We start from the raw sequence: 24,592 nt of genomic DNA, 5'->3' as shown, positions 1-24,592 counted from the left end.
TTTGAAGGCCGATCTGCGCCTCACAAGGGCGCCGAAGTCAAGCCCCAATCGCAATCGTCGCGAAGCGGCGATGAAATGACCCGGCCCGTCAAGAGCCAGCGCAACCGCGCTGGAACTCGACAGAGCCGGGCCACCAAGAGGGTCAGAACGTGCGCTGCACCCGATCAGCCACCAGCTTCACGAACCGCGACGGATCGGCCAGCTCCCCGCCCTCGGCGAGCAGTGCCAGCCCGTAGACCAGTTCGGCCGTGTCGGCGAGCGACTCGCGTTCGCCTGCGGCAAACGCCTTGTGCAGGCCCTCCACCAGCGGGTGCGACGGGTTCAGCTCCAGGATGCGCTTGATCTTCGGCAGCTCCTGGCCCATCGCCTTGTACATCTTCTCCAGGGTCGGCGTGATGTCGTGCGCGTCGCCGACGACGCAGGCCGGAGAGGTCGTGAGGCGGGTGGAGAGGCGGACCTCCTTGACGTCCTCGGCGAGCGAGGTGGACATCCAGGAGAGCAGGTCCGCGAACTCCGCCGCCTTGGCCTCGTTCGCCGACTTCTCCTCCTCCGTCTCCAGGTCGACCTGGCCCTTGGCGACCGACTGGAAGGGCTTGCCGTCGAAGGACGGGACGGAGTCGACCCACATCTCGTCGATCGGGTCGGTGAGGATGAGGACCTCGTAACCCTTGGCGCGCAACGCCTCCATGTGCGGCGAGTTCTCCACGGCGGTGCGCGAGTCGCCCGTCATGTAGTAGATGTGCTCCTGGCCCTCCTTCATACGCGACACGTAGTCGGCGAGGGAGGTCAGCTCGCTCTCGGAGTGGGTCGAGGCGAACGAGCAGATCTCCAGGATGGCGTCGCGGTTGTCGAAGTCGGAGAGCAGGCCCTCCTTCAGGGCCGCGCCGACCTCGCGCCACAGCTTCAGGTAGTCCTCGGTGCGCGAGCTCATCAGCGACTTGATGGAGGACAGCACCTTCTTCACCAGGCGACGGCGCATCAGCTGGATGTGACGGTCCTGCTGGAGGATCTCGCGCGAGACGTTCAGGGAGAGGTCGGCGGCGTCGACGACGCCCTTCACGAAGCGCAGGTACTCCGGCATCAGCTCGGCGCAGTCGTCCATGATGAAGACGCGCTTCACGTAGAGCTGGACGCCGCGCTTGCTGTCGCGCATGAACAGGTCCAGCGGTGCCTGCGACGGCAGGAACAGCAGGGCCTGGTACTCGAAGGTGCCCTCCGCCTGCATGCGGATGGTCTCGAGCGGCGCGTTCCAGTCGTGGCTGATGTGGCGGTAGAACTCCGCGTACTCCTCCTCCGTCACCTCGGAGGCCGGGCGGGCCCAGAGGGCCTTGCGGGAGTTGATCTCCTCGCCGCCCAGGCGCACGGGCCAGGTGATGAAGTCCGAGTAGCGCTTGACGATCTCGCGGATCTTCGCCGGCTCGGTGTAGTCGGGCAGGCGGTCCTCGTCGTCGGCCGGCTTGAGGTGCAGCGTGACCGAGGTGCCCTGCGGGGCGTCGTCGACGTCCTCGATCGTGTAGGTGCTCTCGCCGGTCGACTCCCAGCGGACGCCCTTCTCGGCGTGCGGGTACTTCGTCACCAGCGTGACCTTGTCGGCCACCATGAACGACGAGTAGAAGCCGATGCCGAACTGGCCGATCAGGTCCGAGGACGTGGAGGACTGCTGTTCCTTGAGCTGGCGCAGGAACTCCGCCGTGCCCGACTTCGCGATCGTGCCGATGAGCCGCACGACGTCCTCACGCGTCATGCCGATGCCGTTGTCGCGCACGGTCAGCGTGCGCTCGGCAGGGTCGGTCTCGATCACGATGTGGAGGTCGTCGACGTCGACCTTCATGTCCTTGTCGCGGAACGATTCCAGGCGCAGCTTGTCCAGTGCGTCCGAGGCGTTCGACACGAGCTCGCGCAGGAACGTGTCCTTGTTCGAGTAGATCGAGTGGATCATCAGCTGGAGCAGCTGACGCGCCTCGGACTGAAACTCGAGCGTTTCCATGCATCCCCACCGAAACAGAAAGCGGAACGAACTGCCCCAAAGATTAGCGACCCACCACTGTGAGAGCTCCTGGAACCGTCCGAACGGAGACGGGCAGGGCCTCCTGGCGTTCGCCGTCGGCGTAAGCGATCCAACCGTTGCCACCGGACAGCGACACCTCACGCGCGCGGAACGTCCGCACGGACGGATGGTCGGTGTGCTTGCCCGTGCGCAACGTCGGCAGCATGCGCATCAGCATCGACCGGCTGGCGTGCTCCACGACCGTCACGTCGAACAGGCCGTCGGAGGCGTCCGCGGTGGGGCACACCGGGATTCCGCCGCCGTAGTTCGGCGTGTTCCCCACGGCCACCAGCGTCGCGTCCAGCGAGAACGTGTCGGTCTCCGTGGTGATGAGCAGGGGTGCCGAGCGCAACGACGCCAGCTCGGCCACGATCGCCAGGTCGTAGCGGCGCGGACCGGCGGGCCAGCGCATCGCGTTCGCCCGCTCGTTCACCGCCGAGTCGAACCCGGCGCACAGCACCGTCGCGAACCACTGGCCCGTGGACAGCCGGCCCAGGTCCAGCGTCTTGCGGGTGCCGGACACGACGTCGTCGACCGAGGCCGACCCGATCGCGGCGGCCAGGTCGTTGCCGGTGCCCGCCGGGACGATCCCCAGCGCCGTCGACGTGCCCGCGCACGCCTGGACGCCCAGGTGCGCGGCCCCGTCGCCACCGAGGACGACCAGCAGGTCGACACCGGACTCGACGGCCTCGCGCGCCATCGCCAGCGTGCCCGCCGCGTCGTGCGCGACCAGCTGCGTCAGCGACGAGAAGTGCGGGCGCAGCGCGGCAGCGGTCGACCCGGCCATCCGGGCCGCCCGCCCCTTGCCCGACGCCGGGCAGACCAGCAGGGCTGCCCGCGTCACGTGGCGTCGTCGTAGTTCACGCGCTTCGCGGGTTCCGAAGCGATGGCGTTCTCCGAGGCCTTCTCGCCGGGCAGGTTGCCCTCCGCGTCGGACGGCGTGTAGTCGAACGGCGCAGCCTCGTTGTCGTCGAGCGCGTCCCAGCCCTCGGCCGCGCGGAGCCTGGCCTGGCGCTTGTCGTGCAGCCGCGCGATCTGGATCGCCATCTCGAACAGCAACGACAGCGCGATGGCCAGCGCCACCATCGAGATCGGGTCGGTGCCCGGCGTCGCGACGGCCGCGAACACGAAGAGACCCATCAGCAGGCCCCGGCGCCACTTGGCCAGCGTCTCGTAGGAGACCACGCCCGCCCGGTTCAGCATCACCACGACCAGCGGCAGCTCGAAGCTGACGCCGAAGATGAACAGCATCGTGATGATGAACGAGATGTACTTCTCACCGGTCAGCGCGGTGATGAAGTTGTCGCCACCGAAGCTGATCAGCACCTGCAGGCCCTGCGGCACGACCCAGTAGGCGAGCACCGCACCCGCGGCGAACAGCACCGCGGCGAACGACACGAAGGTGCGCGCGAACTTGCGCTCCTTCGCGTACAGGCCGGGCGTGATGAACGCCCAGAACTGGTACAGCCAGAGCGGGCTGAGCAGCACAGAGCCCGCGGCCGCACCGACCTTGAGCCGGATCATGAAGACCTCGAACGGCTCGGTCTGCAGCAGCTTGCAGCCCTGCTCGCCGGGGAACTGGACGCGGTACGGCGCGAGGTCCGGCTGGCAGTACGGGCCCGTCATGATCTCGCCGAGCGACGGGATCGGGCCCAGCCGCACGCCGAACCAGATCCAGCCGAAGATGGCACCGATGGCGATGATGAGCATCGCCATGCCGAGACGGTGCCTCAGCTCGTACAGGTGCTCTTTGAGCGACATGGTGCCGTCGGGGTTGCCCCGACGGCGCTTGGAGCGTTCCCGGCGCTCGGCGAACCACCGGAACGGACTTGCCACCGCCGTGACCGTCCTTACGAGTTAGAGGACCAGGAGGTCAGTTGGTGTTGTTGGCCTTGTTCTGCGAGGTCTGCTCGATCGGCTGCGCGACCTGCGGCTGCTGCTGAACAGGCTGCTGGACCTGCGGCTGAGCCGGCGGCAGCTGCTGCTGAACAGGCTGCTGCACGGGCTGCTGCTGGACAGGCGCGTCGTCCGCGTCCTGCTCGCGCAGACCCTTCGTCTCGGCCTTGAAGATCTTCGCCGACCGCCCGAGCGAACGGGCCATGTCAGGCAGCTTCTTCGCACCGAACAGCAGAATGATCACCACTGCGATGATGATCAGCTCGGTGGGTCCGAGGTTACCCATTGGTGATCCTCCTGTCTCCCCCGCCACGACGATCGTACGCGGGGTTCGCCCTGCTACGGGCCTGTTCCGGACGTCGCCGTCGTTCGGCGAAGGCCACCTTCAGCGCGGCCGTCCGCGCCTTCAGCAGTCCTACACCGTCGCCGACCCTGTCCCCCACCAGAGTGCGGGCGCTGGCGAATCGACGCAAGGATCGGATGACTCGGACCGAGATCGCGGCCACCGCGATCAGGCCGGCGGCGATCAGCGCCAGGGTCGGTGTGTACGGCACGAGCACACGTTATACGTCTTGGGTGGACAGCAGGTGATCTGCCCGTTGCAATGCTTCCTCCGCCCGGCGGACCACCTCGTCCGCGAGCTCGGCCGGCTGCTCCACGTGCACGTCACCGCCAAGTCCGAGGAGCAGGCGGACCATCCACGAGGAGTCGTCGTAGCGCATGAGGACACGCGTGCGGCCGTCGGAGAGCTCCGCGGCGTGATCGACGGGGTAGTACTCGGCGACCCAGTGCGCGTCCGGTTCGAGCAGAAGGACCGCGATCTTCTGATCGTCTCGTGGCTGGAACAACCCCTCCGATGTATCCGTGAGCCGGGCGTGCGGCGGAGGCGACGACGGCTCGTCGAGCACCTCCACGTCGTCGATCCGGTCCAGGCGGAACAGCCGCACGCCTAGAGCGGAACGACACCACGCCTCCAGGTAGCCTCGACCCTCGACGAGCAGAAGACGCATCGGATCGACCACCCGATCGCTCATAGCGTCGTGCGACTGGGAGTAGTAGCGGATGCGCACGGCCCGTTCGCGCTTCACGGCGTCCTGCACGGCCGCGCGGATCTCCGCGGTCTCTTCCCGCTCGAACGCCCCCAGCCCGACCACCATGCCCGCTGGCTGCGCCTTGCCAACCGCCGACTCGATCTTGGCCAGGGCGCGCTGCACCGCGTCCGTGTCGACGACGCCGGGCGTGTCCGCGAGCGCCCGCAACGCCACGAGCAGCGACGACGCCTCGGCCGCGGTGAGCCGCAGCGGGCGGTTCATGCCCGCGTCGAACGAGACGGTGATCGTCTCGCCCTCGAAGGACAGGTCGATCAGGTCGCCAGGCCCGTAGCCGGGCAGGCCGCACATCCAGAGCAGCTCCAGGTCCTTGCGCAGCTGCTTGGGGGTGATGCCGAAGTCGGCGGCAGCCTCGGAGATCGTGATGGCGGGCCGGTTGAGCAGGTACGGCACGAGTGCGAGCAGACGCGGCAGCCGTTCGTTCGACGCGGTCACCGCGCTCCTTCCAGTGCACCCTGCAGGCGGTCGCGGACCGACTTGGCCAGCACCTCGGGCTCCAGCACCACGACGTCGGGCCCGAATCCGGCCAGCCACTTCGCCGCCGAGTCGGGGAACTTCAGGTCGATCTCGACGACGTCGCCGCCGTCGCGTTCCTCGACGATCTTCGCGTGCCGGCGCACCCCCTGGGCGCGGCCCTTCGCGACCCAGATCCTGGCGGGTGCCGTGTGGTGCGGATCGGCCTCCGTGCGCGCGATGAGGCTCATCAGGTCTGTTCCCTCAGGCACCTTCACGACGCCGGGCTTGCCGACCGTGCGCACCTGACCGACGACGCGGGACAGCCGGAAGCAGCGGGTGTCGTTGCGATCGCGGTCCCAGCCGACGAGGTACCACTTGCCGCGCCACGCGACCACGCCCCACGGCTCGACCGTGCGTTCGCTCTGGCCGCCCGGCGGCGGCTTGCGATATCCGAACGTCACGACCTGCCCCGCCTGCACGGCCTGCAGCAGCGGCGGGAACGCGGGCTCGTTGGCGCGAACCTTGGGCTCCACGGCGGCCGGCGCGTCCTGGTCGACGTCCACCCCGGCCGCCCGCAGCTTGATCAACGCGCCGTGCACGGCACCCGTGAGCTGCGGCGAGTCCCACAGCCGCGCGGCCAGCGCCACCGCGGCGGCCTCGTCGGGTTCGAGGTCGATGTCGCCGAGCTCGTAGTCGCGCCGCGCGATGCGGTACCCGTCCTCCGCGCCCTCGGCGTTGGACTGCCTGCCCGTCTCCAGCGGCACGCCGAGATCGCGCAGTTCGGACTTGTCCCGTTCGAACATGCGGAAGAACGCCTCGTCCGTCGGAGCCTCGTGATAGCCCGGGACGATGGCGCGGATGCGCTCCGCTGTCAGGTACTGGCGGGTCGACAGCAGGCACAGCACCAGGTTGACAAGGCGTTCGGCGCGTGCGATGGCCACGGACAAACCCTAACCCCGTGTGCTTCGAAACCTTGACATCACCTGTTGTGAACGGTCCGTTCAGAGCAGCGTGCGCAACTCTCGTACCAGCTCCACGGGCGCTTCCTCGGCCATGTGGTGTCCACAGTCGAGGGCACGTACCTGCACGTCATCGGCCCATTCGGCCCACACGTCCTGAAGATTCTCGTAAAGGTCCCCGAGGTCGTCCTTGGCCGCCCACAACGCCAGCACGGGACACGTGATCTTCCTCTTCGCGGCGTGGTCGGCGTCGTCGTGCTGACGATCGACCTCCAGCCCGGCCCGGTAGTCCCCGCACATCGCGAGCACGGTCTCGGGGTCGTGGATGGCGCGCTGGAAGTCCGCCCAGTTCTCCACCCCCATCGCGAGCGGCGTGTCGTGGTACCGCCCGCCGTAGAAGAGATCGGGGTCCTGGTTGATCATCGCCGCGGCGAGCTCCTGCTGCGCCAGGAAGAACCAGTGGTACCAGGCCTGCGCGAACCGGGCGTCGCAGCGCTGGAGGTGAGCCCCGATCGGCAGCCCGTCGAGCACGGCGAGCCGCGTGACCCGGCCGGGGTGGTCGAGCGCGAGCCGGATCGCCGCCGCCGCGCCCCGATCGTGCCCGACGACCGCGAACCGCTCGTGCCCCAACGCACTCATCAGGTTCACGAAGTCCCGCGCCATGGCCCGTTTCGAGTAGTCACCGGGCTTGCTGGACTCCCCGTAGCCACGCAGATCCGGGCACACCACCGTGTGGTCCGTGGCGAGCAACGGCGCGACGCGGTGCCACGTCGTGTGAGTCCGAGGGTGGCCGTGCAGGAGGAGAACCGGTGGCCCTGCCCCACCGGTTCTCACTCGCAGCACGGCCTCGCCGACATCGATGCGGCGCAACGAGAATCCCTCGAACACGCGCTAGAACTACCCCAGTCCACCGCGATCGGAAACCAGTGCCGTCAGTGTTCGGTACTTTCGTTGCCCCGCAACTGATCCCACGCACCGCGGACGCGATCGAGCAACGACGGATCGCGCTGACCCGGATACGTCGCACCGCCGATCGCCCGCTCGAGTCGTCCGACGTCGGGCGCGGGATGGGCGTAGTGGACGGTCACTGTGACCGTGCCCGTGTATCCGGCCAGATGCCCCAGCAGCTGCGTGATGCCGGCGTTGCCGATGTCGATGCAGCCCGACGACCCGCTCAGCGAACCACCGTGAATGTAAAACCCGCTGCGGCGCCCGGTGTTCCCGCAGCCGCGCGGCGCGGGAACCACGTGGGCAGGGTGCAGCGGCGCCCGTCCCGCGCCCCAGTCGCCGCCGTGCAACGCCTGGCCGAACGGGTCGGTGAACGAGCCGCCGCCGATCATCCGCAGCTGTTCCACCTGGTCGAACAGCCCGAACTCGGCCGCCCGGAAGGTGAACGTCCCCTCGGGAATCGGGCCGAAGTCGCTGATGCCCACGTAACGCGGGTTGTTCTTGTACGACTCGCTGGTCGCCCCGCCGCACGTGCGCGCGTCGCCCGAGCGCACGCTCACCGGGCGACCGGACGCCGCCTCGACCGCCATCAACACCGTGCTCCCGGCGCGGACGCGGAACATCTGCCCGTCGAACTCCGCGGTGATCGACCGGTGCGGGCTGCGCACCCCGGCCGGGTGCCGGAACCGGGTGCCGACCCGCGGTGCGGCGCCGTGGCTCTGCCGCTGGACGTGCGCCACGGTCGCCTGGTTTCCCGCGGTGGCCTGCAGGCGCAACAGGTCGTGGTCGGGCGCAGGTCGCGGCCCGCGGCTCGCCTCGTGCGCCGGTTCTTCCTCGTTGCGCCTGGTCCTCACCCCTTCACCGTCCACGGCGGCGGCGTGCGCGGCCACGTCCATCCGGGCAGACCTGAGGTCAGGTCCTGCCGACCCTGCCCTTCTCCCCGGCCGCCCAGCAGGTGAACCCGGCGCAGTCGACCGTGTCGAAACTGCCCGTGTCGGCGACCTTCCAGCTCTTGCCGTCCTTCGACACGTCGGTGCCCGACGGCCCGACCGCCACGAGCCCGTTGCCGCGGTAGGCGATGCCGGACCGGTACCCCACCGGCGCCTGCGCCCCGGCCTTCCACCCACGCCCGTCCTTGGTGGCGAACGCCGGCGTCGGATCCGTCGGCTTCAGGTAGTCCCCGCCGATCGCCACCCCTCGCCACGGCGTCCTGAACGCCACCGCGAACACCCCGGCCGCCGCACCGCTCGGCAGCGGCACCTCCGACGCCTCCCACGACCGGCCACCGTCCCGCGACTCCAGCACCCGTGTCTTCGCCCCGCCGCCGGTAGCGATCCACGCGTGGTTGCCAGCCGTGGTCACGCATTGCCCTGACGCCGCGAACGCGAACTCCCCCGGCAACGCGTCAGGCATGCCCTTGGTGTCGTTGACGTGCCATGAACGCCCACCGTCCCACGTCCGCAACACCCGGAACTTGCCGTCGACCGGGTCGCTCAACGCAAGCCCGCGAAACCGGTCGAAGAACGCCACACAGTCGTAGAACGCCTTCGGATCGTTGTTGCGGAACGACTCCTGCCACGTCTTGCCACCATCGGACGTGCGGTAGATCCGCGACGACTCCCCCTCACCGATCGACAGCGCCACGGCGTTGCGCGCGTCGAACGCCTGGATGTCGCGGAAGTCGAGCGTCGCGGTGTCCGGCGGCGCGACCGAGTCCCACGACCGGCCACCGTTCGTCGTGCGCAGGATCGTGCCTTTCGAGCCGCTGACCCACGCGACCTGACCGGACACGGCGGACAACCCGCGCAGGCGGGCGTCGGTGCCGGTCGGCTTGAGCTCCCAGTAGGAGTCGGCTGCCGCGACTCCGGGCAGAACCAGGAAGGCGGCGAGTGCCGCCGCGATGATCCTCATGCGGTCACTCTGGTCCAGCCGGTGACAGCTTCCTACCCTCCGTTCGGCGTGACACGGCTGAACGGGTGATGTGCTGCGTCGGTCCCGCACTTCCGTCCGGCCACGGCAGAGGATCTCCGGCATGCACGAGAACGACCCGCGCCTGGTGATCGGGGCGACCGCCCCTCAGCGATCACTCGCGGAGGTCACTGCGACGCACCCGTGGGTGACGACGGCGCGCGAACACCTAGGTCCCTCGAACTCGATGCTGGCCGCCACTACAGCGGTGATTTCGCGGCTGTCGGACGAGTGGGACGACCACCGCACCGCCCTCGCGCTCGATCCGTGGCTCGACACCGCTTTCGCGGAGCGGTTCACCCAGCGGCTGCGCTGGCTGACCGCGCTGGTCGAACTACGTCTCTCCGACGCCGAGGCCGCCCTCCTCGTCACCTTCCCGTACCTGTACCAGGCGTTCTGGACGAAGCAGGCGGCAACCGTGCTGCGGGGCGCCGATCCGGTGGCTGCGGCGTTCACGTCCACCACCGCGCTGCCGGAGTTCAGCGCGTTCGCGGCCGAGCACGGCACCCTGCACCGCCGAGGCATCCGCGCCCACGAAACCGGCAACCCCGCTGCCGAGAGCATCGGGTGGTGGCTGTTCCACCGCTGGCTCGTCCAGCAGCCCGCTTGCTACGACCCTGGCTACATCGCGTCGCTGCTGCCCGCGCCCCCGAACGCGGTGCTCACCGCGCCACGCCTGATGGAACTGATGCGCGTGGTCCAGATCGATCCGGCGTTCCTCCGCCGCGCCGATCGTCCGGGAAAGCTGAAGCCCACGGCGCGCATCGCCGGCGGCACCGAGTTCGAGCAGGACCTGCGCGAACAACTCATCGGATACCTGCTGGTCGTGGCTCACCGCACGGCCATCGACCCCACCGTGCTTCCCCGCGTCGTCGTCGACCACATCGGCATCGACGACCCGGTCACGCCCGACGAGGTGCTCACGTCGATCCGCGAGGCGACCTGGGACGGCAAGCGGACCCGCGTGCTCACCGCGGAATGCCGTCATCCCGCCACGGCGCTCGCCCTGCGTGACCGTGCGGCGGCGGTCGACTCGGTGCTGACCGAGATCGTCCGCGCGGTCGAGGAGTCGGACACCCTCAAACCCCTCAAGGACCTGCCCGTCCACGCTTCCGCGGACGACGCGTGCGCACCGGTTTCCGCGGGCCACCGGTTCCGTCTGACGCACGACCGGATCCAGTCGCTGCTGATGGGCGAGCAGCTCTACGGCACGCCGGAACTGGCCATCCGCGAGCTGTACCAGAACGCCCTCGACGCCTGCCGCTACCGCGCCTCCAGGACGGCCTACCTCGCCGCGACCGGCACCGCGCTCCCCCCGTGGCAGGGCCGGATCAGCTTCCGGCAGGGCGTCGACGACCAGGGCAGGCCGTTCCTCGACTGCACCGACAACGGCATCGGTATGGGCGACCGGGAACTCGTGGACGTGTTCGCCCGCGCCGGCGTGAGGTTCACCGACATGCCCGAGTACGTCGAGGAACAGGCCGACTGGGCCGCGGCCGGCATCGAGTCGTTCCCCAACAGCCGCTTCGGCATCGGCGTGCTGAGCTACTTCATGCTGGCCGACGAGATCACCGTGACGACGTGCCGGCTCGATCGCTCCGGCCGGCCAGGACGACGCCTCCAGGTGCACATCGCCGGGCCGGACGCGCTGTTCCGCGTGCAGGACCTCGGGCCGGGTGACGAGGCAGGCACCACGGTGCGGCTGCGGCTGCGACCGACCGCCAACCCGGTGCACTGCACCGAACTGCTGCGCCGGATCCTCTGGGTGAGCGATTTCCACGTGACATCGGACGACCAGGGCGGACGGCACATCTGGGAACCGCGGCAGCTGTCGGCGGCCGCCCCGGTGGGGACAAAGGACGCACTCGACCCAGAAGCCCCCTGGACAGCCGACCCGAAGATCGTGCCCGCGGACGGCGGCTCGGTGTGGTGGTGCGACGGTCAGGGCGCAGTCCTCGCGGACGGACTCTGGGCAGGTGCCACCATGTACGGCGCCGTGGTCGATCTGGCAGGGCGCGACCAGCCGAGACTCACCGTCGACCGCAAGACGATCATCGACCTCGACCGGGCGCCGGTCGAACGGCTCATGCGGTCAGCCACAGCGGCACTGACTTCACCGGGTTCACCGCTGTCGCACAAGTGGCTGGCGCACCTGGCCAGGTTCATGCCGCGGCTGGCGGACGAGATCTGCGAAAGCGCGATCGACGTCCGGTACAGGCCGTGGCGGGTCGGAGCGAGAGAGGCTCCGATCGAAATCGTCGGCTGTTTCTCCAGCGATGGCGGAAAGCGGTCATCGGACAGGTGGCCCCCGGAAACGTTCTTCAGCGACCACATCAACAGATGGAGGCTCGCGGCCTGGCTGTGCGCCGATGCCGGGCAGACTCAGGAGGCTCGTGACTCGGTCGTTCCGGCGCTTCCGTCGGACGAGATCCTGCTCGGCACCTATCAGGGCCCGATGACTCTGGGCCAAATCATCCAGGCGGCCCTCGACACACAACGGTCACCAGCTGAAGCCGCCGCACGGCTCGCGTTGCTCGGCTGCCAGGTCCCCGGTCCGGGGTCATTGCCCACCGAGGTCAGCGCGACCGATCCGCAGCTGCTCCGCGACGACGTCGACCACTGGCTGAGCAAGGACGAACCGGTGTCACATCGCCATGTGCTGAGCGCTGCGGCCGCAACCGGGCTGGCTCCCTCCGCTGTGGTCGAGAGGCTGGCCGAACTCGGCTTCGACACCAGCGAGGTCGGCAGGCTGCCTGCAGAGGTGCGCGCGGATGACATGGATCTGCTCACGACGAAGGCCCTGAGACAACCGCTCCGATCCGGCGAAGCCGTCCTCGTCGCACACATCATGGTTGTTGCCGCCGAGACCGGCCGGGCACCGGTCGCAGTCGCACAGAGGCTCGCTTATCTGGGCTACGTCACACCGGATGCCGCCACGCTGCCACCGGACGCCGACCGCAGTGACTCGGTGACCTTCGTCCAACACCAGCAAGGAGTGCTCTCCTACGTTCGAAACCCGGTTCGGCGACAGCACGTCGTCCTCACGGCGGTGCACATCGGCAGACAACCGGCCGAGGTTGCCGCCCGGCTCGCGGCAGCCGGCTTCGAGATCTCGCCAGGGGACGATTTCCCGGACCGCGTCACGCCATCCGACCGCGAGATCACCTTGAGAAGGGAAGGGCCCAGCCACACCGCCAGTACCCGCCTCCACCACCCAACCGCCCACATCGGACACGTGCTCGCTTCGGCTCTGGCGACCAAACAGTCGGCCGTGGTGGTCGCACGGCGACTGGCCGAGTTCGGTTACGAGGTTCCGCCTCTCGACTGCCTGCCGAGCGAAGTGGAAGTCGACGATCTCGCACTTGTGAGCACCATGATCACAGACGGCAGCGGGAGCCTGACACCAGAAGGGTTTCGTGTCTGGCTGCGCACCGGTCAGCAAGTGAGTCTGCAGCACATCCTGGTCACGGCGGCGAAGACAGCGCTCCAACCGCTCGCAGTCGCACGCCGCCTGGCCCGGTTCGGTTTCGTCACTCCCCCCGACAGCCTGCTCGATGTCACCGTGCGGCTGGAGGATCTGCTGCTGCTGAGTGTCAACCTTGACGGGCATCCGCCGTGGCTGGACGGCAACCACCGCGCACTGGTGCGTGGGAACATGACCGTACCAGTCGGCCACGTGCTCGCCGCGGCGGCCAAGCTCCCCGCTTCGCCTGCCAATGTAGTCGCGCGGCTTGCACGGCTGGGTCTGCGCACCGAAACCTCGACGCTCCCGGCGAGAGTGGACAAGCACGACGCTCAACTGCTCGCCCGTGCGATCCCTGCCCGGGACTGGCGGGATGGGCAGCCGAACGAGTTCGGCTGGCTCGGGATGTCCACTCCTGTCGACAGACAACACCTGGTGGTCGCGGCGGGACGCACCGGCAGGCCGACCGCCGAGATCGCCGAGCGGCTGTCAGCGCTCGGCTTCGCAGTCCCGGACACTCAGGGCCTGCCGCGCTCAGTCGACCAGAGAGATCTGAAACTGCTGAGCGACCGCTTGTACGGTGGACCGCCCTACCGCGACCTGAGCAAGCCGTTCCCCCGCGCTCAGGTCATGCGTGCCGTGAACGAAACGGGTCTGTCGCCGCGCGACGTGCTGGACCGCCTGCGACGACTCGGCATCGAACTCGGCGAATGAAGAAGCGGCGGACTCCGGAAGGAACCCGCCGCCCGTCACGACGTGCTCAGAGCGACGAAATGAGCCTTTCCACGCGCTCGTCCACCGCGCGGAACGGGTCCTTGCACAGCACGGTCCGCTGCGCCTGGTCGTTCAGCTTCAGGTGCACCCAGTCCACGGTGAAGTCACGCCCGGCGGCCTGCGCGGCGGCGATGAAGTCGCCGCGCAGCTTGGCCCGCGTGGTCTGCGGCGGGGTGTCCTTGGCGGCCTCGATCTCGCCGTCGTCGGTCACGCGCTCGACCTGGCCCTTGCGCTGCAGCAGGTCGAACACGCCCCGGCCGCGGCGGATGTCGTGGTAGGCGAGGTCGAGCTGGGCGATGCGCGGGTTGGACAGGTCCATGTTGTGCTTGGCCATGTACCGCTCCATCAGGCGGTTCTTGATGGCCCAGTCGATCTCGCGGTCGATCTTGGTGAGGTCCTGCGACTCGACGGCGTCCAGCGTGCGGCCCCACAGCTCGATCACGCGCTGCGCCATCGGGTCCGGGGAGCGCTTGGCCGTGTGCTCGACGGCCTTCTCGTAGTACTCGCGCTGGATGTCGAGCGCCGAGGCCTCCTTGCCGCCGGCCAGCCGGACCGTGCGGCGGCCCGTCAGGTCGTGGGAGATCTCGCGGATGGCGCGGATCGGGTTGTCCAGCGAGAAGTCGCGGAACTGGACGCCCTGCTCGATCATCTCCAGGACGAGGTTGGCGCTGCCCACCTTGAGCAGCGTCGTCACCTCGGACATGTTCGAGTCGCCGACGATGACGTGCAGGCGCCGGTAGCGCTCGGCGTCGGCGTGCGGCTCGTCGCGGGTGTTGATGATCGGGCGGGAACGCGTGGTCGCGGACGACACGCCCTCCCAGATGTGCTCGGCGCGCTGGGAGAGGCAGTACACGGCACCGCGCGGGGTCTGCAGGACCTTGCCCGCGCCGCAGATCAGCTGGCGCGTGACCAGGAACGGGAGCAGCACGTCGGCGATGCGGGAGAACTCGCCTGCCCGTGCGACCAGGTAGTTCTCGTGGCAGCCGTAGGAGTTGCCCGCGGAGTCCGTGTTGTTCTTGAACAGGAAGATGTCGCCGCCGATGCCCTCGTCGGCCAGTCTGCGTTCGGCGTCCACGAGGAGGTCCTCGAGGATGCGCTCACCCGCCTTGTCGTGGGTGACGAGCTGGGCCAGGTCGTCGCACTCGGCCGTGGCGTACTCCGGGTGTGAGCCGACGTCGAGGTAGAGCCGAGAACCGTTGCGCAGGAAGACGTTCGAGGAACGCCCCCACGACACGACCCGGCGGAACAAGTACCGCGCGACCTCGTCCGGGGACAGACGACGCTGCCCGTGGAAGGTGCACGTCACCCCGAACTCTGTCTCAATGCCGAAGATCCGCCGCTGCATACCTCAACAGTAGGCGACTCGTAGGCGGAGAAGGGTGATCCGTTCGGGCGGCACGCCGGTTGCGGTTTAGTGTCGGTGGGGTGTGGAAACGGGTCAGCGCTCTCGACAAGAAGCTCATGAGCTCCTCGGCCGGACTGCCTCCGAGCAGGCTGGACAGGGGTTTCAAGAGGCTTTCGAAAGCCGCCAACCACAGCCTGCTGTGGTTCGTCGTCGCGGCGATTCTGGCAACGGGGAAAGGGCCGTTCCGGCGGGGTGCGCTCCGGGGTCTCGCGGCCATCGCAGGGGCCTCTGCCAGCGCGAACCTGGTCGGCAAGTCCCTTTTTCCACGACGGCGGCCCGCGGCTGATCTGATCGCCGTGGAACGCCGGTTGTCGCGCCGGCCGACATCGTCGTCGTTTCCGTCCGGTCACTCCGCGTCAGCCGCCGCTTTCGCCACGGCGGTGGCCATGGAATCACCCAAAGCAGGCGCCGTCGTGGCACCGATCGCGGCCGCCGTGGCCTATTCACGCGTCCACACCGGCGTGCATTGGCCGACGGACGTCGCGGCCGGCGCGGCGGTGGGCGTGGGCGCCGCGCTGCTGACCCGGCGGTGGTGGCCGCTCGGGGTGAACGAGCCCGCGTCGGCCTACGAGCACGCCGACCTGACGTCGTTGCAGGAGGGCGACGGGCTGGTCGTGGTGGTGAACCCGCACTCGGGGCTCGGCCCGGATCCGACGCCGCAGATCGCCGAGGAGTGGCCGAAGGCGCAGATCGTGCCGATCGAGGAGCTGGACTCGCTGCCGGACGCGAAAGCGCTGGGTGTGGCCGGTGGCGACGGCACCGTAGCCGCCGTGGCGGCCATCGCCGCTGAGCGCGACCTACCGCTCGTGCTGATCCCCTCCGGCACGTTGAACCACTTCGCGCGCGACGTGGGCATCACGGGCCTGCACGACACGGCGCAGGCGGTCGCGGACGGCGTGGGCGTGCGGGTCGACCTGGCGCAGGTCAACGGGCGGTGGTTCGTGAACACCGCCAGTCTCGGGGGCTACCCGGACATGGTGCGCATCCGAGAGAAGCTGCAGAAGCGCTGGGGCAAGTGGCCAGCGGCGGCGATCGCGCTGGGCCGCGTGCTGCAGCGCGCCAGGCCGCTGGAGATGACCATCGACGGCGACAGGCACCTGGTGTGGCTGTTGTTCGTGGGCAACGGGCCGTACCGGCCGAAGGGGTTCGCGCCGACGATGCGGCCGCGCCTGAACGACGGGCTGCTCGACGTGCGGTACGTGCGGGCGGACCGCCAGTTCTCGCGGACCAGGTTCTTCCTGGGCGCGCTGCTCGGGGCGCTGGAGCACTCGCGCACGTACCGGCACCTCGAAGTCGCCTCGCTGAACGTCGAGGTGCACGGTGCGCCCGTGTCGATCGCGACGGACGGTGAGGTGCGCGAGAGAGGTACGCACTTCTCGTTCCGTTCGCGCGCGGCGGCGCTGGGCATCTATCGGCCCTAGACGTTCGACATTGTCGAACATTCGCAGCTAGAGTGCGTGTGTGCCCGGACCCATTCAGTCGATTCAGCGCGCGGCGGAGGTCCTGAAGCTGCTCGCGCACGGCGGCGCGCACCAGCTCAGCGTCGGCGAGATCTCGCGCGCGCTCGACTTGGCCAAACCGACCGTGCACGGCATTCTGCGCACGTTGCAGGAGGTCGGGTTCGTCGAGCAGGAGGTGGAGGGCGGCAAGTACCGGCTGGGTGCCGCCCTGTTCCAGATCGGCACGAGCTACCTCGACGGCAACGAGCTGCGCGCGAAGGCGTTGAACTGGTCGGACACGCTGGCGATGCGTGCGCGCGAGGCGGTGCGCATCGGCGTGATGCACGGCAAGCACGTGCTCGTGGTGCATCACGTGTTCCGGCCGGACAACAGCCGGCAGGCGCTCGACACCGGCGCGTTGCTGCCGTGGCACGCGACGGCGCTCGGCAAGGTGCTGGTCGCGTTCGGCGAGTGGCCGGACGGCGAGCTGCAGCGGTTCACCCGCCACACGCTCGGCGCGGACGAGTTGTCCGGCCAGCTGGATTTCGTCCGAGACCGTGACTGGGCCTACGACCTGCACGAACTCGTCGAGGGCGAGGCGTCGATCGCCGCCCCGATCCGCGACAAGCGCGGCGTCGTCGTGGGTGCTGTCGGCATCTCGGGACCGGTCGAGCGCCTGTGCGAGTCACCCGATCAGCCGCCGCGACTCGAACTCGTGTCCTACGTACGTGAGGCAGCTCGCAGTGTTTCCAGGGAGCTGGGAGGGCTCTCCTGGTAGTAGCCTGTCACCGTTCGACAATGTCGAATGGCACAGAGAGGTGCAGACGGGTGAGCTACATCGCGGCGATCGACCAGGGCACGACGTCGTCCCGGTGCATCGTGTTCGACCAGTCAGGCGGGATCGTGTCGGTCGCCCAGCGCGAGCACCGGCAGATCTTCCCCAAGCCCGGCCTGGTGGAGCACGACGCGACCGAGATCTGGACGAACGTGCGGGCCGTCGTGCGCGACGCCCTGGCCAAGGCCTCTCTCACGCACGCCGACATCGCCGCGTTCGGCATCACGAACCAGCGCGAGACGACGGTCGTGTGGGACCGCCAGACCGGCGAGCCCGTGCACAACGCGATCGTCTGGCAGGACACCCGCACCGACGCGGTGATCAAGCAGCTCGGCGACCCCGACCGGTTCCGCGAGCGCAGCGGCCTGCCGCTCGCCACCTACTTCTCCGGCCCGAAGCTGCGGTGGCTGCTGGACAACGTCGAGGGCCTGCGCGCCAGGGCCGAACGCGGCGAGGTCCTGTTCGGCACCATGGACACCTGGCTGATCTGGAACCTGACCGGCCGTCACGTCACCGACGTGACGAACGCGTCGCGCACCATGCTGATGAACCTGGAGACCCTCGACTGGGATCCCGAGCTGGTGTCCGCGATGGACGTCCCGCTCGCGATGCTCCCCGAGATCCGGTCGTCCTCAGAGGTCTACGGCACCTACGAGGGCGTTCCCGTCGCGTCGGCGCTGGGCGACCAGCAGGCCGCGCTGTTCGGCCAGACCTGCTTCGCGCCCGGCGAAGGCAAGTGCACCTACGGCACGGGCGCGTTCCTGCTGCTCAACACCGGTGACCGGCCGGTGCGCTCGCAGAACGGGCTCCTGACCACCGTCGGCTACCAGATCGGCGACGAGCCCGCCGCGTACGCGCTGGAGGGCGCGGTCGCGGTGACGGGCGCGCTGGTGCAGTGGTTCCGCGACAAGGTCGGCCTGATCTCGTCGGCGGCGGAGATCGAGACGCTCGCCCGCACGGTCGACGACAACGGCGGCGCGTACTTCGTGCCCGCGTTCTCCGGGCTCTTCGCACCGCACTGGCGCAGCGACGCGCGTGGCGTGATCGCGGGCCTGACGGGCTACATCTCGCGCGGACACCTCGCACGGGCCGTGCTGGAGGCCTCCGCGTGGCAGACCAAAGAGGTCGTCGACGCGATGAACGCCGACTCCGGGGTCGACCTCACGACGTTGCGGGTCGACGGCGGCATGACGGCCAACAACCTGCTCATGCAGTTCCTCTCGGACGTGCTCGACGTGCCGGTGGTGCGCCCGATCGTGGCCGAGACGACGTGCCTCGGCGCGGCGTACGCGGCCGGTCTGGCGGTGGGCTACTGGCCCTCGATCGAGGCTTTGAAGGCGAACTGGCACAAGGCGGCCGAATGGGAGCCGTCGATGGAACCGGCGGCCCGCGACAAGGGCTACCGGAAGTGGAAGAAGGCGGTCGAGCGGACCGTCGGGTGGATGGACGAGGACGATGACTGATTCTTCTTTTGGCCTTTCCCAGCGGGCGCGGGCCCGCGAAGAGCTCCAGCACGGCAAGTTCGACGTCGTCGTGATCGGCGGCGGCATCCTGGGCATCGCGACCACGTGGGCCGCGGCGCGCTCGGGACTGCGCGTGGCGCTGGTGGAGAGCGGTGACTTCGCGGGCGCGACCTCGTCCGCGTCGTCGAAGCTCGTCCACGGCGGCCTGCGCTACCTCGCGATGGGTCCGTCGGCCGTGCCGATGGTCCACGAGAACCACAAGGAACGCCGGGCCCTGGGCGACCGCCTGGCTCCGCACCTGGTGCGCCCGCTGCCGTTCCTCGTCCCCGTCTACAAGGGAGGCCCGCACAGCCGTTTCGTGCTGGGTGCGGGCGTGACGCTGTACTCCGCGCTGTCGGGCTTCGGCGACGGCATGGGGAAGGTGCTGTCGGCGCGCAGGGCTGTTGAGTGGGTGCCTGACCTGCGCGCCGACGGTCTGCGCGGTGCCGCGATGTACTACGACCACCAGATGAACGACAGCCGCGTGGCGATCACCGCCGCGCGCGCCGCCGCCGAGGCCGGTGCCGTGCTGCTCAACCACATCTCGGTCGTGGGCCTGCGCAAGACCGGATCGAAGGTGACCGGCGTCGACCTGAAGGACTCGCTCGGCGAGTTCGGCGTCGACGCGAAGGTCGTCGTCAACGCCACCGGCCCGTGGCTCGACGTGCTGCGGCGCATGGAGGACCCGTCCGCCGACCCGTCGATCCGCCTGTCGAAGGGCTCGCACCTGGTGCTGCGGACCTCGTCGGAGTGGAAGGCCGCGCTCACGATCCCGGTCGACGACGTGCGCGTGTCGTTCGCGATCCCGTGGGAGGGCCACCTGCTGCTGGGGACCACGGACGAGGCGTACGAGGGCGACCCGGCAAAGGTGGCCTGCACCGACGCCGACGTCGACCAGATCCTGTCCGAGGCGGGCGTCGCGGTGACCGGCCTGGACCGCTCGCGCATCGCCTACACGTTCGCGGGCCTGCGTGTCCTGCCCGGCGGTCCCGGCGACACCTCGCACGCCAAGCGGGAGACCGTGATCACCTCCGGCTCCGGCGGCATGATCAGCGTGGCCGGCGGCAAGTGGACGACGTTCCGCAAGATCGGCGCCACGGTGCTGGCCCGCGTGAACGCCGAGCTCGGCCGCACGTTCGACGGCCCGCTGGACGGCGTGGCCCTGCCCGGCTCGGCCCAGCCCGACACCGTGGGCGACGTGCTGCACACCGCGTGGGACGCGCTGCCCGACGACGTGGTCCGCCACCTGGCCACGCACTACGGCACGACGTCGCACGAGGTCGTCGCGCTCGGCCTGGAGAACCCGGCGCTGCTCGAGCGCGTCCACCCGGACGGCCCGGACATCTGGGCCCAGGTCGAGCACGCCCGCCGCACCGAGTGGGCGTCCGAAGTGGACGACGTGCTGCGCCGCCGCACCACCGTGATGGTCCGCGGCCTGGACTCGCCCGAGGTCCGCACGCGCGTCTCCGAGCTGCTCGCGTCCTGACCCTCTCGCCCGGGGTGGCGGTGCGATCAGGCACCGCCACCCGGCGCGGGGTGACTACGGTCGGTTCCACCGAGGCAACGACTCAGACACGCCATGCCGAGCTCCACGAGGTACTCGGCCAGCTCGGGCTCGGAGTGGAACGCGCTGCGCAACGCCAGCGATCCGTCACAGCCGAGGGCGACCTCCTCCCGTGACACCGCGCGGCCTTCCAGCCGCAGCCCTTCCAGGTAGGCGTCGATGATCTCCTCCCGGACCGCGGGGAGTTCGTCGACCGCCATCCGTCCCTCCTGCGCGAGCCCCACGAGCAGCTGCCCCAGATCGGCGCCCACCGGGAACGGGACCTGCCACGTCACGTCGATCACCACGAACGACTCCGGATCGTCGGCGGGTACCAGCAGGTTCTGCGGACACGCGTCCCCGTGCCCAACGGCCTGCGGCAGCGCCTCCAGCCGCCCGAGCAGGTCCGGCACCCGGTCCGCGAGCCGCCGCGGACAGTCCGGCCGCAGGAACGCGTCGCGGACCAGCCTTCCCTCGTACAGCAACCGCAACGCCCGTCCCGGCGCGCCGCCGAACCGCCGCCCCGCCCACCGGCCGAGCCCGAGCGCCGCCCGCCGGAACCGCGGCAGGTCCCACTCCACGTCGGCGCAGCGCACGTCCTCGAGCCACAGCGCGATCCGGTCGCCGAGGTCGTCCACCCGCAGCACCCGAGGCCGGCGCAAACCCGGCGCCAGCGGGAAGTCCGACAGCAGGAACTCCGCCTCGTCGCGCCAGGGGAACTGCCCGACCAGTTCGGCCAGCGAATCCGGAACCACCGGCCGTCGCAGGACTTTCACGAACACCGACGAGCCACCGGTCACGACCCGGTAGACCGCCGCGGTGGTCAGGGCGATCGGCCGGAACGCCACCGGCACGACCCTGCTCAGCGGTACGGGTCGGTGATCTCGCCCAGCTTCTCCAGCGCGTCGCGCAGCTGCGCCATGCGGCGCTTGCCGATGTGTCGTTCCCATTCCGCCTCGATCCTCGCCATCTCCGCGTCCGCGACGGGGACGGCCTCCCGAGCCTTGTCGGTGACCTGCACGAGCCGGGCCCTGCCGTCGGTCGGGTCCGGCACCCGCTGCACGAACCCGGCCTTCTCCAGCTGGTCCACCAGGAAACCGGCGGTCTGCTTGGTCACCTGGGCCGCCTCGGCGAGCTCGGTGAGCCGCGAGCCGCCGGGGTTGATGCGCTGCAGCAGGCGCGCCTGGGCGATCGTCATGTCGAAGCCGGCCGCGGTGACCGCCGCCATGATCCGGTTCTCCAGATCGCGGTACGGGATGTAGAGCAGCAGCCCGATGTTCACCCGGGACCCCCCTTGTTTTTAGTCAGAGACACTGATTAAAGTAGTCAGCCTCTCGAACTAAATCAAGAGGAGGCTCCCGATGGACACCACCCAGATCTGGCAGACGATCGACTCCGAACGCGCGGCGACGGCGGACCTGCTCGCCGGCCTGTCGGACGTGGAGTGGACCTACCCGTCGCTGTGCGAGGGCTGGACCGTGCGCGAGGTCGCCGCCCACCTGACGCTCGCGCCGCGGGTGAAGATCGGCGAGGTGCTGCGCACGCTCGTCAGGGCCCGCGGGAACTTCAACCGCATGGTCGACCTGGCCGCACGCGAGGAGGCGCGCAGACCGACCGGCGAGATCGTCGCGGAGCTGCGCGGCATCGTCGGATCGCGCAAGCTCGCGCCCGGCCAGAAGCTCAAGGACTGCCTGATGGACATCATGGTGCACACGCAGGACATCGCCCTGCCTCTCGGCATCGAACGCCACATGCCGACCGAGGCCGCCGTCGTCGCCGCGGACCACCTCTGGCACATGAACTTCCCGTTCCACGCACGCCGCAAGCTGGCAGGACACCGCCTCGTCGCCACCGACGCCGACTGGTCCGCGGGCGAGGGCACCGAGGTCAGCGGCCCGATCGAGGCCCTGGCGATGCTGCTCGCCGGGCGCACCGCCACCATCCCGCGGCTGACCGGCATCAGCGTCTAAACTAGGCCCCTGACCATCCCGCGGCACACGTGCACGCGCTCGAACCGTTGCCGCAGCTCGGTTTCCCGCTCGATCCTGGCGTGCAGGAACGCCCCCACGGGCGTCAGCCCGTACCTGGCGCTCACCACGGTGCCGACCTCGTCCTCCGACGCGTACACGTGCAGAGACCGCGAGGTCTCCACGAACCCGTTGCGCGCCAACCACGACAGCACCGGTTCGTCCTCGCGCACCGAGACCTCCAGCGTCCGCACCCCGCACCGCGCCAGCCGCCTGACCGCCTCACCGAGCAGAGCGGTCGCGACACCCCGTCGCTGGTGATCCGGATGCACGGCCACCGTCTCGACGACGGCACCCTCCCCCGGCACCGACACGTCCAGCACGCCGACGACCCCGTCACCGCCGGCCGCGACGAGCTCCAGGTCCGTCCGACGCTTCACCGGCCACACGTCGTCGTAACTGCTCGTCGCGAGGAACGCCAGCACCCGGCACCGCAACCACGACGCCTCGTCCGCCGTCTCGTAGTCCCGGACCGCCACCTGCCCACCGGTCACCGCGGGACGGCCCGGCGCCCCCAGCAAACTCACTCGCCCGGCCCCGACCACGTCTCCCCCCAACACGCTTCCGCCGGTCGTTGCAATTTCCAGGGTTCCTGATCGCCGCCCTGCTCGCACGCGGGTTTCCGCATCACCGTTTGACGCTCCAGGAATACACGCGCCAGTGAGAAGCGATGACCTTCCACACCGAAGCCGAACTCCGCTGGTCGGACCACTGCGAGGCAACCCTCGTGCAAGGATGACAACTCAACAGAGCTCAAGGGGGATGCACGTGGCTCAGTCCGAAACAGCTCCAACCACGGTGCTATGGCGCCCAACGGGCCCAGAAGAACTGGAACTGGTCCGACAGTCCGGCTGGCGCGCCTGGCCACCCCGCCTCCCAGACCAGCCGATCTTCTACCCCGTCCTCAACGAGGACTACGCCATCAAGATCGCCAGAGAGTGGAACGTCCCCCACAGCGGCGTCGGCTACGTGACCCGTTTCCACGTGGACTCCGACTACCTCCAGCGCTACCCGGTGCGACAAGCAGGCGGCAACACCATCCTCGAACTCTGGGTCCCCGCCGAAGAACTGGACGAGTTCAACGCCCACCTCGCCGGCCCGATCGAACTGGTGCACGAGTTCAGATGACGATCTTCGCGATAGCGCACGGCGCAGGCGACGCAGGCTGGTCCTGGAACCTGGTGGCAGAAGCCCTGAAAGCCAAGGGCCACACCACGATCGCCCCCGACCTCCCCACCGAGGACGAGTCGAAAGACCTGACCGACTGGGCAACGACCCTGATCGAAGCCCTGCCGTCCACTTCGGACGTCGTGGTGGTCGGCCACTCCTTCGGCGGCTTCGTGGCCCCACTGGTGGCCGACCGCATCAACGCCAAGGCCCTCGTCCTGGTCACCGCAATGCTCCCGAGCCCCGGCGAGGCCCCAGGCGACTGGTGGACGAACACGGGCTACACGGACAGCGGCCTGGAAGACAAGTTCTGGCACGACGTGCCACCCCACCTGGTCGAGGAAGCGGAAAAGCACGAACGGGGCATGTCGGAAACCGCCATGGTGAAACCGTGGCCCCTCAGCGCAATGCCAGCGATCCCAACGCACTTCATCCTGTGCACAGAGGACCGCTTCTTCACACCGGAGTTCATGCGCCCAGTAGTGACTGACCGCCTGGGCGTAGCACCGGTGGAGCTGGCCGCAGGCCAGCTCCACCTGAGCAGACCAACAGAACTGGCCGCACTATTGGCCACCTACGCGACCTGATCCGCGAAGGCAAAGGCGAAGGCGAGCAGTTCCGAAGCCGAAGGCGAGCAGTTCCGAAGCCGAAGGCGAGGCACGCGAAGGCGGAGCCGAGCCCCAAGCGATGGCGCAGCCGAGCAGTCCTTGGCATACCGGGCTGGTGGGGTGGGTCCCGTCACGAGTCGTGCCTGATCGTTCGCCGCGCCCACCCGAATCGCAACCCACCCACGCAACCGGCGGCCGCCCAACGCAACAGGCGTGCCATCAACCCGCCCGCGGCGCTGGTGGGTCTTTGATCAGATTGGCGGGGTCTGGGGCCAATGCCGCGTAGCTTAAGTTGATCTTGTTGTGTCCGGTTGGAGGAAGTAGAACCGGAGGGTGGCAGGGCCGGGGTGGCGGGTGCTGGCGGGTTCGTCGTGCTGTTTGACGCGATAGCTGTTGTGGCGCATGCGTTTGACGGCGCGGGGGCAGGTGCGGTGCCGGCGGCGGGG

General features: G+C 69.2%; 22 protein-coding genes. 8 read left to right on the top strand and 14 right to left on the bottom strand.

The window, feature by feature from the left end:
- Positions 1–142: 142 nt before the first annotated feature.
- From htpG to IEZ09_RS20405, 10 genes are all read right to left on the bottom strand, one after another.
- A complete protein-coding gene (gene htpG / locus IEZ09_RS20450; protein ID WP_189255327.1) occupies positions 143–1,987 on the bottom strand; it encodes a molecular chaperone HtpG in 1,845 nt (614 codons plus the stop codon).
- 43 nt (positions 1,988–2,030) lie between these two features.
- Positions 2,031–2,891, bottom strand: coding sequence for a diacylglycerol kinase family protein (locus IEZ09_RS20445; RefSeq protein ID WP_189255326.1), 861 nt, complete (start codon positions 2,889–2,891; stop codon positions 2,031–2,033).
- Positions 2,888–3,808, bottom strand: coding sequence for a twin-arginine translocase subunit TatC (tatC, locus tag IEZ09_RS20440; protein ID WP_189255415.1), 921 nt, complete (start codon positions 3,806–3,808; stop codon positions 2,888–2,890). Before tatC ends, IEZ09_RS20445 begins: the two co-directional genes overlap by 4 nt.
- 112 nt (positions 3,809–3,920) lie before the next feature.
- Positions 3,921–4,229 carry a Sec-independent protein translocase subunit TatA gene (gene tatA / locus IEZ09_RS20435; RefSeq protein ID WP_189255325.1) on the bottom strand — a complete coding sequence of 103 codons (309 nt, stop codon included), beginning with the start codon at positions 4,227–4,229 and terminating at the stop codon, positions 3,921–3,923.
- The gene (locus IEZ09_RS20430; RefSeq protein WP_189255324.1) at positions 4,222–4,497 is read right to left on the bottom strand and encodes a bacteriophage holin; all 276 of its coding nucleotides are present in this window, start codon (positions 4,495–4,497) and stop codon (positions 4,222–4,224) included. The genes tatA and IEZ09_RS20430 overlap by 8 nt, the downstream gene beginning before the upstream one ends.
- A 9-nt stretch (positions 4,498–4,506) precedes the next feature.
- Positions 4,507–5,487: a helix-turn-helix transcriptional regulator gene (locus tag IEZ09_RS20425; protein ID WP_189255323.1), complete on the bottom strand. Its 981-nt coding sequence runs from the start codon at positions 5,485–5,487 to the stop codon at positions 4,507–4,509.
- Positions 5,484–6,449, bottom strand: a complete 966-nt coding sequence (locus IEZ09_RS20420) for a helix-turn-helix transcriptional regulator (RefSeq protein WP_189255322.1) — start codon at positions 6,447–6,449, stop codon at positions 5,484–5,486. Before IEZ09_RS20420 ends, IEZ09_RS20425 begins: the two co-directional genes overlap by 4 nt.
- Before the next feature lie 60 nt (positions 6,450–6,509).
- A complete protein-coding gene (locus IEZ09_RS20415) occupies positions 6,510–7,355 on the bottom strand; it encodes an alpha/beta fold hydrolase (RefSeq protein ID WP_189255321.1) in 846 nt (281 codons plus the stop codon).
- Positions 7,356–7,399: 44 nt separating this feature from the next.
- Positions 7,400–8,311 carry a hypothetical protein gene (locus IEZ09_RS20410; protein WP_189255320.1) on the bottom strand — a complete coding sequence of 304 codons (912 nt, stop codon included), beginning with the start codon at positions 8,309–8,311 and terminating at the stop codon, positions 7,400–7,402.
- Positions 8,312–8,327: 16 nt separating this feature from the next.
- Positions 8,328–9,326 (bottom strand): beta propeller repeat protein, encoded by a 999-nt coding sequence (locus IEZ09_RS20405; protein WP_189255319.1) that lies wholly within the window; start codon positions 9,324–9,326, stop codon positions 8,328–8,330.
- Positions 9,327–9,447: 121 nt separating this feature from the next.
- Here IEZ09_RS20405 and IEZ09_RS20400 point away from each other — a divergent pair, with 121 nt between their 5' ends.
- Positions 9,448–13,560 carry a wHTH domain-containing protein gene (locus IEZ09_RS20400; protein ID WP_189255318.1) on the top strand — a complete coding sequence of 1,371 codons (4,113 nt, stop codon included), beginning with the start codon at positions 9,448–9,450 and terminating at the stop codon, positions 13,558–13,560.
- A gap of 46 nt (positions 13,561–13,606) precedes the next feature.
- On the opposite strand, the gene pafA is transcribed toward IEZ09_RS20400, so the two are convergent.
- Entirely contained in the window at positions 13,607–14,965 is a 1,359-nt protein-coding gene (gene pafA / locus IEZ09_RS20395) for a Pup--protein ligase (RefSeq protein ID WP_030471544.1), read from the bottom strand.
- Positions 14,966–15,081: 116 nt separating this feature from the next.
- Here pafA and IEZ09_RS20390 point away from each other — a divergent pair, with 116 nt between their 5' ends.
- The 4 genes from IEZ09_RS20390 to IEZ09_RS20375 are packed head-to-tail and all read left to right on the top strand — an operon-like array spanning position 15,082 to position 20,287.
- Entirely contained in the window at positions 15,082–16,446 is a 1,365-nt protein-coding gene (locus tag IEZ09_RS20390; protein ID WP_189255414.1) for a bifunctional phosphatase PAP2/diacylglycerol kinase family protein, read from the top strand.
- 40 nt (positions 16,447–16,486) lie between these two features.
- The gene (locus IEZ09_RS20385; RefSeq protein ID WP_189255317.1) at positions 16,487–17,242 is read left to right on the top strand and encodes an IclR family transcriptional regulator; all 756 of its coding nucleotides are present in this window, start codon (positions 16,487–16,489) and stop codon (positions 17,240–17,242) included.
- Between the two features lie 50 nt (positions 17,243–17,292).
- Positions 17,293–18,762 (top strand): glycerol kinase GlpK, encoded by a 1,470-nt coding sequence (glpK, locus tag IEZ09_RS20380; RefSeq protein WP_229812768.1) that lies wholly within the window; start codon positions 17,293–17,295, stop codon positions 18,760–18,762.
- A complete protein-coding gene (locus tag IEZ09_RS20375; RefSeq protein WP_189255315.1) occupies positions 18,755–20,287 on the top strand; it encodes a glycerol-3-phosphate dehydrogenase/oxidase in 1,533 nt (510 codons plus the stop codon). Before glpK ends, IEZ09_RS20375 begins: the two co-directional genes overlap by 8 nt.
- A gap of 26 nt (positions 20,288–20,313) precedes the next feature.
- Here IEZ09_RS20375 and IEZ09_RS20370 read toward each other — a convergent pair whose 3' ends face one another.
- On the bottom strand, positions 20,314–21,192 hold the full coding sequence (locus IEZ09_RS20370; RefSeq protein WP_189255314.1) for an aminoglycoside phosphotransferase family protein: 879 nt from the start codon (positions 21,190–21,192) through the stop codon (positions 20,314–20,316).
- A gap of 14 nt (positions 21,193–21,206) precedes the next feature.
- Positions 21,207–21,626 (bottom strand): MarR family winged helix-turn-helix transcriptional regulator, encoded by a 420-nt coding sequence (locus IEZ09_RS20365; RefSeq protein ID WP_229812767.1) that lies wholly within the window; start codon positions 21,624–21,626, stop codon positions 21,207–21,209.
- 79 nt (positions 21,627–21,705) lie between these two features.
- On the opposite strand from IEZ09_RS20365, the gene IEZ09_RS20360 reads away from it, so the two are divergent.
- Positions 21,706–22,314, top strand: a complete 609-nt coding sequence (locus IEZ09_RS20360; RefSeq protein ID WP_189255313.1) for a maleylpyruvate isomerase family mycothiol-dependent enzyme — start codon at positions 21,706–21,708, stop codon at positions 22,312–22,314.
- Here the strand turns inward: IEZ09_RS20360 and IEZ09_RS20355 are convergent.
- On the bottom strand, positions 22,311–22,898 hold the full coding sequence (locus tag IEZ09_RS20355; RefSeq protein ID WP_229812766.1) for a GNAT family N-acetyltransferase: 588 nt from the start codon (positions 22,896–22,898) through the stop codon (positions 22,311–22,313). The two genes, IEZ09_RS20360 and IEZ09_RS20355, sit on opposite strands and share 4 nt — an antisense overlap.
- A gap of 271 nt (positions 22,899–23,169) precedes the next feature.
- On the opposite strand from IEZ09_RS20355, the gene IEZ09_RS20350 reads away from it, so the two are divergent.
- Positions 23,170–23,499, top strand: coding sequence for a hypothetical protein (locus tag IEZ09_RS20350; RefSeq protein WP_229812765.1), 330 nt, complete (start codon positions 23,170–23,172; stop codon positions 23,497–23,499).
- Complete coding sequence (locus tag IEZ09_RS20345; protein ID WP_189255311.1) at positions 23,496–24,125, top strand: alpha/beta hydrolase; 630 nt, start codon at positions 23,496–23,498, stop codon at positions 24,123–24,125. The genes IEZ09_RS20350 and IEZ09_RS20345 overlap by 4 nt, the downstream gene beginning before the upstream one ends.
- Positions 24,126–24,592: the final 467 nt, after the last annotated feature.

It is taken from the genome of Lentzea flava (assembly GCF_014648475.1).
In the GTDB taxonomy this organism is placed as follows: domain Bacteria; phylum Actinomycetota; class Actinomycetes; order Mycobacteriales; family Pseudonocardiaceae; genus Lentzea; species Lentzea flava.
The sequence above is the reverse complement of the archived record's forward strand: the minus strand, read 5'-3'. Positions and strand labels throughout refer to the sequence as shown.

Bases quoted from the DNA above. Each gene is read 5' to 3' on its own strand.
- IEZ09_RS20400 (WP_189255318.1), top strand. From the start codon at position 9,448: ATGCACGAGAACGACCCGCGCCTGGTGATCGGGGCGACCGCCCCTCAG.
- IEZ09_RS20405 (WP_189255319.1), bottom strand. From the start codon at position 9,326: ATGAGGATCATCGCGGCGGCACTCGCCGCCTTCCTGGTTCTGCCCGGA.
- pafA (WP_030471544.1), bottom strand. From the start codon at position 14,965: ATGCAGCGGCGGATCTTCGGCATTGAGACAGAGTTCGGGGTGACGTGC.
- IEZ09_RS20390 (WP_189255414.1), top strand. From the start codon at position 15,082: ATGAGCTCCTCGGCCGGACTGCCTCCGAGCAGGCTGGACAGGGGTTTC.
- tatC (WP_189255415.1), bottom strand. From the start codon at position 3,808: ATGTCGCTCAAAGAGCACCTGTACGAGCTGAGGCACCGTCTCGGCATG.
- IEZ09_RS20375 (WP_189255315.1), top strand. From the start codon at position 18,755: ATGACTGATTCTTCTTTTGGCCTTTCCCAGCGGGCGCGGGCCCGCGAA.
- htpG (WP_189255327.1), bottom strand. From the start codon at position 1,987: ATGGAAACGCTCGAGTTTCAGTCCGAGGCGCGTCAGCTGCTCCAGCTG.
- IEZ09_RS20410 (WP_189255320.1), bottom strand. From the start codon at position 8,311: ATGGACGTGGCCGCGCACGCCGCCGCCGTGGACGGTGAAGGGGTGAGG.
- tatA (WP_189255325.1), bottom strand. From the start codon at position 4,229: ATGGGTAACCTCGGACCCACCGAGCTGATCATCATCGCAGTGGTGATC.
- IEZ09_RS20360 (WP_189255313.1), top strand. From the start codon at position 21,706: ATGGACACCACCCAGATCTGGCAGACGATCGACTCCGAACGCGCGGCG.
- IEZ09_RS20345 (WP_189255311.1), top strand. From the start codon at position 23,496: ATGACGATCTTCGCGATAGCGCACGGCGCAGGCGACGCAGGCTGGTCC.